We start from the raw sequence: 13282 nt of genomic DNA, 5'->3' as shown, positions 1-13282 counted from the left end.
TGTATCCTCCTCTTTAAATGGAATCAATAATCTGAAACATCGGCAAAAAGATCGACATATAAATGGCAATCACCATGATCCCGATTAACACAAACATAACAGGCTGTAACATGGTAAAAATCTTCCTTGTTTTTTCTTCCAGCCTCTGCAGACAAAATTCACTGTAAAAAAGCAGCTCACTGTCCAGCTTTCCGTTTTGTTCGCCGTGGGCAACAATTTCAATCAATTCCTCTTCCAAAAATCCTAAGTGAATAAGAGCCTCCGAAAAGGAATATCCAATTTTCAACATGCTCTTAATCTCACCGGCGGATTCTTTTAATAAAGGCTGAAAAGGCTGTGTCAACATAATTTGAGTGATTTCGTTGACCGAAAAGCCGCTTTTTAATAAAAAGCTCCATTCTCTGGCAAGGAAGATCGTTCGGTACAGCTTATAGTAGGAGTGAATAAACGGGGTTTTTGAAAGAAACAGGGCTCTGTCAAGTGCGGACTTTCTGTGGAGTATGCGTAATAAAACGATAAACAGACAACCTATTGTCATTAAGGAAAACGTAAAATAATAGGGAAACGTTTGAATGAAATGGAGAAACCATTTTAGTGCCATATTGGGCTCATAGCCCATCGAATCATAAAACATTTGGAAACGAGGCAGCAAGAGATGATGGAGGAGGAATCCCACGATCACTAGAATGAGCAGTAATATGAATGGATATTGCAGCAGTTGCAACATTTTTTTTCGTTGTTCATCTTTTCTGAGCAAATACATTCCGGATTCTTTCATGGCTGTTGTGATAAAACCATGCTTTTCAGCAAAATAAAGTTGAGAGCATGCCTGACGATCAAACCCCTGTTGATGAAATACACTGTGAATAGCCTCTCCACTTTGCAGACCGTCTATCATCGCTTGGAATTTTGGCAGATGCCTTTCATGCATCCGTCCAAGAAAATCAAGCGATTCAGCCAGCGAAAAACCTTTATCTGTCATTTCAGAGATACGATTTAAAAAGATTCCCTGTTCTTTCAGACGCAGCTTCTTGCTTCTCTTCAACGACCCAACGATCATATTCCTCACAAGAAATGTAGCCAAGCGCAATCCCCTTTCTAATCATACTTTCCAAGTTTCTTGACCGTCTTACCCTCCCCCCTTTTTTTGCCGTTTTGATCATTGTCTGCAGCATTTCGCCATTGACTACATCGAATACGGCCGTCCTTTTCGGGAATCCGTCCCGCCTGCAAAATTCAGAGCACCTCCCCTTACAATACGGGCATAAAAGAGAGACAAGCCTTTGGGCCGCCACCCCAATAACCGTCTGTTCAATTTCCAAAGGATGTACACCAAATTCCAATAGACGATCAACAGCGCCCTCTGCGTTTCTTGTATGCATGCTCGTGAGGACAAGATGGCCTGTCATGGCAGCACGAATGGCGATCTTGGCTGTTTCCGCATCGCGAATCTCACCGATAAAGATCATATCGGGATCATGGCGCAAAATAGCCTTCAGCCCGGTGTGATAAGTAATTCCCGCTTTTTCATTTACCTGAACCTGAAGAAAAAGATCGTTTTGACTTTCTACGGGATCTTCCAAAGTAATCATATTTCTCTGTACTCTCTTGCAGCTATATTCCGCCAACTTATAAATGGCCGTGGTCTTTCCACTGCCTGTCGGTCCACTAAAGATGATCATGCCGTGTGACAAAGACATCATTGAATACAGTTGTTGAATGCTCTTTGGAAACAATGACATTTTTTCGAGTGAAAATGACTGTTTTTGGGGGATGATACGAATAACCAAGCTTTCCTTTGAAAGGGCGGTTGGAAGGGTAGAAATGCGAAGCGAAATCTGTTTCCCATGGCAGTGAGTCTGCCATGCGCCGCTTTGCGGTTTTCGTTTTTCGCTTATATCCATGGAAGCCATGAACTTTAAATGGGAAATGAGCCGTTCTCCGGCTATGGGGGGAATCGGTTTACGCGGTATCAGATGACCGTGGAGGCGAAATTTGATCAAGTAATCCTTCCTCCGGGGAACAATGTGTACATCCGTCACGCCCAGCCTGGCTGCCAGTGAAATAAGCTCGTCGGCTGTACGCTCAATGGACATAAATCATAAAACACCACCTTTATTTTGCTTAATACATGTATTCGACATAAAATCCGTTTCTCCTTCTTTAATTTGAAAAATCTTTTTCAAAAACCGAAAAGCGGGCATACTAACTAAATAATACGTTTATCCCGCTTTATTGAACTGGCAGTATGAGCCCCGCTTTAAAAGTTCGAGGTAAGACGATCACCTGCCACTATAGCTCGATTGGGGATTGGCTTAGGTCGACAGGAAAAGGAAGTTGCGGAAACATCGGATGCGCCCGAAGCTTTCGAGGGCGTCTTTGCTTAAACTTGCCGACAGGATTTTTTATAACTGGGCAAAAAGCCGCACTGATTGAAGTTTCACTTTATCACGCATTCGACACAAACAAGGCTTCGAATATGTTTACTTTTTGATTCGTTTTCATTTATAATAAGAAATTGATGGACTACATGCTGCAAAGGAGGGATTCTTTATGGATCGCATGTACAGAGTATTAGGTTTTTGGACTGGTATTTTTACTATTATGTTTTATCTTGGCGGAATGGATAAAACCGCGCTACTCTTTCTTGGCCAGACAGGATTCTTTGTATTGCTTGGCTATTTGAATCTGACGGAACGGATGTATATGTATGTGTTCGGCGCATACCTGACTGTATTTTTCGCTGGTTTTACATACTATACCCTATTTTTAATGCCGCCTGGCGGAGGGTTAAATTAATCCGTAAAGAAAGCTTCCTAAGATGGCGGAAGCTTTCTTTTGATTTCTAAACAAGATACGGATTGCTTGTTTTCTCTGTCTCAATTGTCGTGGAAAGGCCGTGTCCGGGAAAAACTACCGTATCATCAGGCAGTGTAAACAGCTTTTGGTGGATGCTTTCAATTAATGTGGCATGGTCTCCACCGGGTAAGTCTGTTCTTCCAATGCCGCCGGAAAAAAGGGCATCGCCGGACAAAACAGAGCCCATTTCCTTTATGTAATAAGAAAGGCTTCCTGGGGAATGACCGGGAGTTTCCAAAAGCTCCAAGGTAAATGGACCGATCTCCACCTTTTCCTCTTTGGTAAATAGGTGGTCTGCCGGTCTCCCGGAAATCGGTTCCATTGGATAACGGGCAGATCCGTTTAATGACGGGTCCATTAACCAGTCCTTCTCCAATTCGTGGATGTAAACTGGGATTCCCCAATGATTCCGTACTTCTTCCACAGCGCCAATATGATCAAAATGCGCATGTGTCAAAAGAACAGCAATGGGTTTGAATCCTTCTTGCTTCATGTATTCAATGAGCCGTTCCCCATCAAAACCCGGATCGAAAATGACACACTCTTTTTTTTCATTAAAAAGCAAATAACAATTTGCTTGAAGAGGGCCGAGGGGTATTTGCTTAAGATTCATTTGCAAGCTCCTTTCTGGTTTCTCTTTTTCAAGTTTACCATGAACGATCATGAAAAATAAAAGGTTAACGTTTAAGACTGGAAGGAACGGGCAAAATAAGTAAGATTCAAGGAAGTGTCACTTTTGAAGCTCGACAAACAGGATAAAAAGCTTTAAAATATGAGGAGCGGCATCTTACTAATACATAGTATATTTCCTTATTATCACTTAGAAGGGAGCTCTTAAATAAATGGGTACAGCAATTATTTTCTCCTTAGTTTCGATACTTGCAGTGTTTGCATTGGTCAGCTCTTTAAAAAACAGAAACGTATTAGGTATCATTTTCTCCCTGGGAACTGTCGGGGTATTCGGATTCTTTTCGGTCATGACATTTATTTTTTCAGGATATCCAGAATAAAAATGTGACCTTGTAAGAAAAGCGCAAGCGCCTGTTCAGTGATATACGATCTGAAAAGAAACACATACGCAGATTACCATGTATTTGCTTCTGCAGGCATTGTGCGAGCTGAACAAGCTTCACTGAATAAGCTGCGGCGCAGGAGCACGTGATGTTACCGTCGTAGTGCCCTCAATTCACTTTCTCGAGGAAAAGAGAACGAAGTTTCCCAGTCGCTGAGCGCTGACGCAATTTTACTCTTACCTTGAGAAAAGAGGCTGGAACATAAGCAAATACAAAATAGCAAAAACCGAACAATTCATTTAAAATTGTTCGGTTTATTTGTGTTAAAAAAATCCCTATCTTCGCTACGTCAACATATTTCGCTTTACGCAGGTCTCTTCAGCTTCGTCGGAAAGCAAAGATCGCTTTCCTGCGGGCTTGAGCTACTCCCGCAGGAGTCTACCTATTTTGCTACGCTAAAAGCTTGCGTATGATACACTGGGACAATTTATCCGGCATGTAAGGTGCCCGATTGGTTCAACTAACATTCAGTAGGAGATGGAAGAAAACTCCTACTGAATGAAGTTTCACTTTATGGTTCGTTTTTTCATCAGCTGATTTAGTTGTGCCACAGCCTCTTTTATTTTGCGCCAAATTGAAAGCGAATGCCCCACCCGCGGTTCTTTGCAATGCTAAAGCGCTCTTCATAGCCTTTATCGTGCTCAACACTTTTCCATATCTCGCCGCCGAGCATAATCTGTTATCGCTTGTGTGTTTGCCTCTGAGAGCTCATATGGCTGCTTGCATGCAATCCCGCCTTTTCATCGCAACTGAAGTTACGAGGCGTCTCGTCTATTGAGATCAGGCTTGTTTCAATGACAGCCTGGGCAAAATGACCCCAATGAAAGAACAAGCTCTCTTTGACAAATATGTCTGCCCGCATTTCTTTATTGAATGATTAATGTCTTTTTTATGCTGCAAACTCGCCCAAAAGTAATTCAGGACTAAACCGAAGGTTCGCCGGTCCGATTTCACACCATTTCCACTTCGCTCTAATAGCTGTTACCTCTGCTTTCGCTAGTTTACTATAGACCGGGAAGCTCACAGATCAAAAAGAAACCGCAGCTTTCACTGCGGTTTCTGTTATTGTTGCTGCTCCATTAAGTTGCCTCGATAATCTCTTGATTCATAAAATCTGAGCAAGTCCCCGTAAATGATCTTATCCGAATAATCAAGTTCCACACGAGCTTTCTCTTTATATGGTTCACATAACGAGCCTTCAACCGGCTGTTCTGTTTCCTTCGAATAGCATGTATTATCCGTATAAACATAATCTTTGGTGATAAAGCTCCCGTCACGAAATACTGCAAAATCACGGTGGTCATCGGAAAACAGATCTTCACCGAATTGAATGCTCGATTTCGTGTCCACACCGAGTAAATGCAGCAGTGTTGGCTTCAAGTCAATTTGACCGCCCACTTTGGAAATGGTTTTCCCTTTTCCTTGATCCGTAACACCTGGAATATGAACGATAAAAGGAACGCGCTGCAATTGCACACTGACAAACGGAGTCACTTCTTTTCCAAGATATTGTGCCATTGCTTCGTTATGATTTTCAGAAATGCCGTAATGGTCACCATACATGACGATGATCGAATTGTCATACAACCCTTCATCTTTCAATTTTTGAATGAATGCTTTTACAGCTTCATCAGTATAGCGGACCGTTTGGAAATAACGGTTTAGCGTACCGCTTTTTGAATCATATTCATCAATAAATTTATCTTCCTCATCCAATCTGAATGGATGGTGGTTTGTTAAGGTAATCATTTTTGTATAAAACGGCTTCTGCATTTCCTTCATCATTTCAACTGACTGTTCGAAGAAAGGAATGTCTTTCATACCCCAGCCGACAGAAATATCAGGGGTAATTTCATAATCTGTTGCCGAGTAGTAATAATCATAACCAAGTGCCTGGTACATGATGTCGCGATTCCAGAAGCTTTTGTTATTCGCGTGCATCGTTGATGTATAGTAGCCTTTCTTGCTTAAATTCTCGGCCATTGAATCATATTCGTTTCCGGAATGCGTAAAAAATACAGCTCCGCGGTTCAACGGATATAATGAGTTTTCAAGTAAAAACTCCGAATCGGACGTTTTCCCTTGCCCTGTCTGATGATAAAAATTGTCAAAGTAATAGCTATCTTTAATGAAGCTGTTTAAAAACGGTGTAACTTCTTCTCCATATACATCGTTGTTTAAGACAAATGACTGAACAGATTCCAAAGAAACGACAATCAAATTTCGGTTTTCAGCAATGCCAAACATATCCTCATTTGGTTTAACGTAATTGGCCCGGACGTAGTTGTCAATATCGACAAGCTCACTGCCGTCAGCCATTGCCCTTTGAGCAGATGATTTGGATTGAAGAAAAACATCATACAAATGGTAATTGTATGTTCCTAAATTTTTAACAAGCATTTCCCTGTCAAATGTTCTCGTTAAAAGCTGGGGCCGCTCTGTTTCTGCCAGTCCGATATTTAAAAAGAGCAACGCAAAGGCGACAAGAAAATAAGCGCGTTGGTGCATTTTTTTAACGGGCACGAATTCTTCTACCTTGCGTTTATATTTCATGAACATGGCAAGGATGATGACATCCACAAAGTAAATGATGTCATACCAATGAATTTCGGTTAGTGCACTGTCCCCCAAGTCGGCAAAGTTGCTTGTCTGGAACAAAACAGGCAAAGTGATGAAATCTGTAAAAAACCTGTAAAATGCAATATTGGCATATAATATAAACCCCAGAATAAAGCTTGTGGCCATTACATAACGGTTTCTAATTTTCTCCGAATTAAAAAAGAATGCAATACCAAAAGCAAACAGCAAAAAGCTTAATGGATTGATGAATAATATAAGCTCCTGCATAATATTTTCGATCTTGATGTCAAAACTTGTTTTATATACGATGTATGTTTTTAGCCAGAGCATTACGGCCGCTACTACCGGAATGGAGAGCTTTTGAATTTTTAGCCTGCTCATCTTATGACCTCCTGTTTGCTTCCTCAAACCAAATTCGCGATTGTTTCCATTTTATAGAATATCAAAAAAGAAACTACCGTCTATCATAATATGATTCTTTTAAAAAATCAACTTGCAATATCCTAGCAAAGAGACTTGCTCATTAAGCCAACGTATGCTCTTCACCTTAATATTAGACGTTTAAAGCATAAAAAGTTTCATTTTTTAACATAAAAAAAGAAATTTACGAGTTTTTATACCGTAAACAAAGATCTATTTTATCATATAAGGAAGAGATTTGAAATACTTTTTTTCCCAACCACCCATTTAATGGCCGCTCTTATATTTATTCATCTCGCTTTTTAATATGATCATTGTTTTTTGAAAATCTTGCGGTGTTATAAGTCCGGCAGAGTATATTTCTTTGATCTCGTCTTCCATCAACTGCAATTCGGCTTCTCTGTCACCCAAATAGACAAAAATGCCAAACCTCTTTAACAATTGTTGTACATCGAATGCAGATTTCATTCAAACCACCTATTGCTCTTCTAATTTGTCGATAAAGTCCTGAAACTTTTGTTCATCTCCTACTTTTTCCACTTTCGCAGCATGTTCTTTGGCAAGTTCGAGATTTCCTTCATCATAATAAAGCAAGGCCAAATTAAAATGTGCTTCAGAAAAGTGCGGCTCCAATTCGATCGCCTTTTGCAAATGCTTTTTTGCATCTTCCATTTTGTGGAACTGAATTTCCGTATAGGCGAGTTGGAAATAAGTCACCGCGTCCCCTTTCCCTTGTGAAATAGACTGTGACAACATGTCATAAGCTGATTCAAATTCTCTGTTTTCGATTTGCTTCTTAGCCCGGGCATTGATCACATCCGCACGGTCGGCATGGTACCCGCCGTATAGGGCTAATGTTACTGCGATGGCAGCTATCACCAAAAACAGGAATTGCGTTGCCCATTTTCTTTTCTTCGGAAAATGAACGACCCCCGTTGCCAAAAAGCCGCCGACCAGCCCGCCGATGTGACCCGCATTATCGATCCCAGGCACCGTAAATCCAAACACAAGGTTGATTCCGATCAGAAAAAGGACGTTTGTGCCAATTGTTCTAAAAAACAACTGTGTATTCATCACGCCAATATATAAAAGAGCGCCAAAACAACCGAATATGGCCCCGCTTGCTCCCGCAGAAAGGTTATCCGTAAAAAGGAAACTGGCAACAGAGCCGGTAAACCCGGAGAAAAGATAAATCCATAAAAAGCGCAGGCGCCCAAAAATTCTTTCAACAGCCGTGCCCAAATAAAAGAGCGCCAAAGTGTTCATGATCAAATGCAAAATCCCGATGTGTAGAAAGATCGGCGTAAAAAAGCGCCACCATTCACCTGAAAGGATTAAGGGATTATATTTCGCCCCAAATCGAATGAGTGTTTGAACATTCGTACTTCCACCCTTTATTTCAACAAGAAAAAACATGAAAATTTGGACAGCTATAAACAGATACGTAAAAAACGGTTTGCCAAACTCAAATAATGCTCTTTCTTCCCTCTCCTGTTCCCGCGTATGGTGGATGACTTGTTCTTTAAGGGATATATGATCCGATTCAAGAAAGCTCATTTCGGACAGCGGGAAAGCGAACTCAAAATGTTTTCCCAGCCGCACAAAGGCATCTTCAGCAGTTTCCCGCGCCAAAATGACTGTTTCTACTTTTGTTTTCCCACTCCCCGCCATAAAAGGCCTTTCAATGACCCAGTCATAATCATCAACCGGCGGGTGTTGTGTCACATATATATTTACCACGTTCAACTCTTTTTTGAATAGATGCTTCCGTAATCTTTCCGCCTGTTCCCATGTCTTTTCAATGTCACGCTTCAACCAATTGGACCAGTCAAGGTTCGTGGAAATCAGACGAATAAAATGGATGCGTTTATTGCGCTCCGCTTCGAGCCAAATCTCATTTTCATCTTCATTTAAGCGCACAAGTCTATAATGTAATTCCTGGATAAAAAGTTGAGCCAGGCGCCAAAACATCCACTGTTCACGTTCCATCAATTTTGTTGCCCCGCTTTCTGCGGCTCATACCGCTTCCTGTCACTATAATATAGCTAAATGGATACGAGATTGTAAAGCAATGCACACATATACACCGGAGTTCAAGCCCATGAAAATAAAAAAAAAGACCCGCGTCCAGGTCGTGATGATTACTTTCGGGATACACTTTCGGTAAATCGATCCCTGACTCCCAGGATATTCATCGCCATCCCTACGCTCATCTTTCTGATGGACTCATTGCCAAGAAAAGCATTCAAAATCTTGTAGCGCCATTGGTATGCCAGCAAAGCGGCGGCAACAAGCAATAAAATGTTTGTCATTTTCTTCATCTCAATCCCTCCTGTTCCTATTGTGCTACGATCGGGAGGGTTTATTCATTTTGGCATTGTTATGTACGAATGATTTCTTTTTCCGTTATCATTTTTCCTATAGGAATATCATATTCTTCATGTGGTAAGTGATCTATCAGCTGAAATGAGAAAGCGAGAGAAATGGTATAACCCCGGTAATCCTTTAAAAACCGGTCATAATAGCCACCGCCAAAACCCACTCGATATCCGGCCCTGTTATACAGTAATCCAGGAACAATCACCAAATCAATTTCTTCTTTAGATACGGCATCCGTTTCATGTTCTTTCGGCTCGAACAAGCCAAAAAAAGAATGTTCCAAGTTGGTAAATGAGTGGATTTGTCGAAAAGTCATCTGTTTTGTTTCGGCATGACATTTTGGCACAACTACTCTTTTGGACTGATCCCACCCTTTCCGGATCAACTGCCATGTATCGACTTCGGGAAATCTGGAAACCGTCAATGCAACCGTTTTCGCTTCTTTCCATTCCTCGGTGTCAACCAATGATTTTCCTATCTCATAAGACATCTGTTCATAGCGGAAGCGGTCAAGCGTTTGCAGTTTTTCTCCCATCATTTTTCTAAGTGATTTCTTATCCATACAAACATCTCCTGAATATAGAAAAAGCCAGTATCATCGGCGTTCACCGTGCTCTGGCTCTTTCGCGTGTTATTTTGTTTCACGATGCAATGTAACCCTTTTTTCTCTTGGGCAGTATTTTTTCAACTCAAGGCGATCAGGATTATTGCGTTTGTTTTTTGTAGAAATATAATTACGCTCATTGCATTCTGTGCAAGCTAATGTAATATTAACGCGCATGACTGTCTTTCCCTCCAAACTTCTCACATTATACACCATTACAGGACTTTTATATAATATCACTTTTTATCAGGGAATTCCAGTCTCTAATCTAAAAAGAGAATCATGCAAAATTTGTAGAAATGTGGCTGAATTGTTTTGTATGGTATAAAATAGAAGAAGTACTAATTTAGAGGTGAATTATGGATATTGCCATTCTTATTTTATTATGCGCATCAACCCTATTTTTCATTTTGTCATTTTTTCAAAAAAACCACACGAAAGAATTGGAAAAAGAGGTTGAAGAGCTGACAATGACCTTGTTCAAGGAAAACCAAAATATGAAAAAGAGAATCAGTATATTGGAAGAAGAGTTGCTGATGGAGAAAGGCTTCACCGACATGTCTGCCTCCCAAACGCCAAGTACTACCACTCTTCCCAATGTCAATGAAATTTTGAAAAATCAGGTGCTTGCCCTACACGACCGGGGATTCACCCTAGAGCAAATAGCCAGGCAATCATCCCTTTCTGTCCAAACAGTGAAACAAATTGTTGAGGCTGGCAAAGTATCCGGAGGATTTCATCATGGCTAGAAACGTTTTCAGAAAACTGGCCGCCGTTCTATTTATTTGTGCCGTCATATTACTCGTCATAAAACAAATGACTTACGCAGAAAAGAAGGCAGAAAAAAAGTCGCAACCCAAAGCCGGCTATGTGGAAATCAAACAAGAGGATTATGACAAACTCATAAAAGAGTCGGAGGACTGGAAGAAAAAATATGAGGGCCAGCTTGAAAAAGCTTCCACGAATAAGCAAGAAAGTGTAAAGGTTCTGTATTTGAATATTGGCGATGGTATGACTTCAAAAGACGTCAGTGAACAGTTGGCAAAAGCCGGACTTATCAAAACAGCGGATGACCTGAATACATATCTTTCAAAGAACAATATGCAGCGTCTTCTCCAAATTGGAGAATATGAGCTCAACAGTCAAATGGACATAGAAACAATGGCAAAAATCATCACTGGGCAAAAAGAGGAATGATATTGGGTAAAGCAAAAAAAGCAGATCGGCATGATCTGCTTTTTTGCTTATTCTTCTTCCTTATTTCCCGATTTCAAATCGAAATAAGCTCTTAATACTCTTTTTCCGATATCCATATTGACGTTATTTGGGGTTGACCCGACATAATAGGCCGAAGGAACGACAACCGCCATGGCGATTTCCGGATTTTCATATGGTGCATATGCAACAAGCGACAAATTCCATACTTTCCTGCCCCGGTCCACTGTTTCCGCCGTACCTGTTTTGCCGGCTGGGCTGTACGGTTCCCCCGCGAAGGACCTTCCGGTTCCACGCGGTTCTGTAAATACGCCCCGGAAACCTCTTTGAACCCTCTTCACCCACTCTTCTGAAGCATTCACTCTATTTAACACTTTTGGTTCAACCTCTTTTGCAACGGGACCAACTGGTTCCTTTCCGTCTGCCGGGTCTCTGATTTCCTTGACAACATGGGGTTGTACCCGATAGCCGCCGTTGGCGATCGTTGAAACGTATTGAGCCATTTGCAGCGGCGTATAAGAATCATATTGGCCAATCGCAAAGTCGAGCACATTACCGGCATTCGCTTGTTCGATATCGCCACGGAAGCCAATTTGCTCGCCAGGCAAGTCAATTCCGGTCCGAATACCCAAGCCGAACTGGCTGAAATGCTCTCGCATTACCCGGAAGGCTTTTTCTTTGTTAATGGCCAACGACTGTCCTCTGCGGTATTGGCCTTCGCCGATGGCGATCGCCGTTTTATACATATACACGTTCGAAGAACGGACCAAAGCCATGTAATCATTAATGGAAACATATCCGCTTCTGTTAAAGTGGGAACTTTTTGTCGGCGTGCCTTTTATATGCAAAGGTTCATCAACCATTGTCTTTCCAGGATGATTGACACCCGTCATATAACCAGTTAAGATAGTCGCGCCTTTTACAGATGAGCCCACTACATAAGAGGTATTGAAATTTCCAGCGGCAAAGTCGACAAATTTGTAGCGTTTTTCTTCTTCGTCATAGGCATATTGTTTGCCTGACATTGTCAGTATTTCTCCAGTGCGAGGATCCATCAAGACGACGAAGGCCCGATCCAAAAGACCCGTACCGCCCCTGGCTTTCGTCTTGCGGATTTCTTCCTCAAGAATTTTATCGACTTCCTTCTGCAGGTCCATATTTAGTGTCAATATGAGGTCTTTGCCACGCTCTCCTTCGGAAAGGACTTTGGTTTCCAGGACCTTGCCTTGACGCGTCACATTTTTAACCTTTTCTTTTTGGCCCCGCAGTACATCTTCATATTGAAGCTCAATATAACTTTTTCCGACACGGTCGTTTCTGCTGTAGCCGCGGGATATATAATAATCGAGCTTTTCAAGTGGCAGTCCGTCTGTCACCCCGCCCAAAATGGAACGGAGCGTTTCATCATACGCGTATTTTCTTTCCCAGTCTGTTGTCGTATCGATCCCCGGAAGCATAGGCAGATTTTCGCTAACGCGCGCAAACTCTTCCAACGAAACATCTTCATTTTTAATCATTTGCTGTGTCATCGCGTAACCGCTTGTCAGTTCACGATAGATCGCCAATACTTCCAAATCATCGGCCGTAAGTGAGGCCAAATCTTGTTCCGTGACACGCTCCCTTTGGAGCTTGTATAACTCGTCATCTTTTCCTTTCAGCTTTTCCTGTTCTTCCTTCGTCACTCTTGCCAAAGCTTCTTTCGGGTTTTTCATGATCCAAAAGTCCACTTTGTCGCGTTCTGTAATTTTTTCCGTATCTTTGTCAATCAATTGTGCAAGCCTTTCGGCCACTTTCAGCGTTTCTTTCTGGTCGAATTTGTTCGGGATCATATATGTAATCGCCCTGCGCGGCTCGTTGTCCACAACGAGATTATAATTCCGGTCATATATTTTCCCCCGCGGAACCGATGTGCTGACCGTCACGTCTTCTGTCCGCTCGATTTCCCTTTTGGCATCTTCACCGTATACGATTTGGATGACACCAAGACGCAGTATTAACAGTGAAAATAACAAAAATACGACAAAAAACAACATGTTCATTCTGAATGATACATGGTTTTTCTTTTTTGCTTTTTTGCTATTCAATTCTTCCAGCCCTTTCCCCATCATCCATATCTTTATTGTAAAAGAAAAATGGATTTATTGCTACAATG

The 13282-nt window shown here is 41.6% G+C and carries 14 protein-coding genes; 4 read left to right on the top strand and 10 right to left on the bottom strand.

The annotated features are described in order from the left end of the window. Positions 1-13 precede the first annotated feature (13 nt). Positions 14-1084 carry a competence type IV pilus assembly protein ComGB gene (gene comGB / locus MHB50_RS07270; protein ID WP_139345616.1) on the bottom strand — a complete coding sequence of 357 codons (1071 nt, stop codon included), beginning with the start codon at positions 1082-1084 and terminating at the stop codon, positions 14-16. After that, positions 984-2096: a competence type IV pilus ATPase ComGA gene (gene comGA / locus MHB50_RS07265; RefSeq protein ID WP_077111387.1), complete on the bottom strand. Its 1113-nt coding sequence runs from the start codon at positions 2094-2096 to the stop codon at positions 984-986. The genes comGB and comGA overlap by 101 nt, the downstream gene beginning before the upstream one ends. Positions 2097-2553: 457 nt before the next feature. Here comGA and MHB50_RS07260 point away from each other — a divergent pair, with 457 nt between their 5' ends. After that, positions 2554-2799, top strand: coding sequence for a DUF2626 domain-containing protein (locus MHB50_RS07260; RefSeq protein ID WP_077111389.1), 246 nt, complete (start codon positions 2554-2556; stop codon positions 2797-2799). 46 nt (positions 2800-2845) lie between these two features. Here the strand turns inward: MHB50_RS07260 and MHB50_RS07255 are convergent, their stop codons facing one another. After that, the gene (locus MHB50_RS07255) at positions 2846-3472 is read right to left on the bottom strand and encodes an MBL fold metallo-hydrolase (protein ID WP_077111391.1); all 627 of its coding nucleotides are present in this window, start codon (positions 3470-3472) and stop codon (positions 2846-2848) included. A gap of 229 nt (positions 3473-3701) precedes the next feature. On the opposite strand from MHB50_RS07255, the gene MHB50_RS07250 reads away from it, so the two are divergent. Further along, complete coding sequence (locus tag MHB50_RS07250; RefSeq protein WP_077111393.1) at positions 3702-3869, top strand: DUF2759 domain-containing protein; 168 nt, start codon at positions 3702-3704, stop codon at positions 3867-3869. Positions 3870-4994: 1125 nt separating this feature from the next. Here the strand turns inward: MHB50_RS07250 and MHB50_RS07245 are convergent. The 6 genes from MHB50_RS07245 to rpmG all read right to left on the bottom strand — a co-directional run bounded on the left by MHB50_RS07245 (position 4995) and on the right by rpmG (position 10092). After that, complete coding sequence (locus MHB50_RS07245; protein ID WP_077111928.1) at positions 4995-6893, bottom strand: LTA synthase family protein; 1899 nt, start codon at positions 6891-6893, stop codon at positions 4995-4997. A gap of 306 nt (positions 6894-7199) precedes the next feature. After that, positions 7200-7400, bottom strand: coding sequence for a YqgQ family protein (locus tag MHB50_RS07240; RefSeq protein WP_077111929.1), 201 nt, complete (start codon positions 7398-7400; stop codon positions 7200-7202). A 9-nt stretch (positions 7401-7409) separates the two neighbouring features. Beyond that, positions 7410-8921, bottom strand: a complete 1512-nt coding sequence (locus MHB50_RS07235) for a rhomboid family intramembrane serine protease (RefSeq protein ID WP_077111930.1) — start codon at positions 8919-8921, stop codon at positions 7410-7412. Between the two features lie 152 nt (positions 8922-9073). After that, positions 9074-9253, bottom strand: a complete 180-nt coding sequence (locus MHB50_RS07230; protein ID WP_340085075.1) for a hypothetical protein — start codon at positions 9251-9253, stop codon at positions 9074-9076. 59 nt (positions 9254-9312) lie between these two features. Next, positions 9313-9873, bottom strand: a complete 561-nt coding sequence (locus MHB50_RS07225; RefSeq protein ID WP_077109972.1) for a 5-formyltetrahydrofolate cyclo-ligase — start codon at positions 9871-9873, stop codon at positions 9313-9315. Between the two features lie 69 nt (positions 9874-9942). Further along, positions 9943-10092 carry a 50S ribosomal protein L33 gene (gene rpmG, locus MHB50_RS07220; RefSeq protein WP_077109971.1) on the bottom strand — a complete coding sequence of 50 codons (150 nt, stop codon included), beginning with the start codon at positions 10090-10092 and terminating at the stop codon, positions 9943-9945. Positions 10093-10274: 182 nt separating this feature from the next. On the opposite strand from rpmG, the gene MHB50_RS07215 reads away from it, so the two are divergent. Both MHB50_RS07215 and MHB50_RS07210 read left to right on the top strand, forming a co-directional pair. After that, on the top strand, positions 10275-10664 hold the full coding sequence (locus MHB50_RS07215) for a helix-turn-helix domain-containing protein (RefSeq protein ID WP_077109970.1): 390 nt from the start codon (positions 10275-10277) through the stop codon (positions 10662-10664). Next, a complete protein-coding gene (locus MHB50_RS07210; RefSeq protein WP_077109969.1) occupies positions 10657-11112 on the top strand; it encodes an endolytic transglycosylase MltG in 456 nt (151 codons plus the stop codon). The genes MHB50_RS07215 and MHB50_RS07210 overlap by 8 nt, the downstream gene beginning before the upstream one ends. A gap of 47 nt (positions 11113-11159) precedes the next feature. Here the strand turns inward: MHB50_RS07210 and MHB50_RS07205 are convergent, their stop codons facing one another. Continuing rightward, on the bottom strand, positions 11160-13238 hold the full coding sequence (locus tag MHB50_RS07205; RefSeq protein WP_340085074.1) for a penicillin-binding protein 2: 2079 nt from the start codon (positions 13236-13238) through the stop codon (positions 11160-11162). Between the last annotated feature and the right edge of the window lie 44 nt (positions 13239-13282).

The sequence above is a fragment of the Siminovitchia sp. FSL H7-0308 genome, assembly GCF_037980985.1.
GTDB classification, from domain to species: domain Bacteria; phylum Bacillota; class Bacilli; order Bacillales; family Bacillaceae_C; genus Siminovitchia; species Siminovitchia thermophila.
Note: the sequence above shows the minus strand (reverse complement) of the source record. Positions and strands in the feature narration are given on the sequence as shown.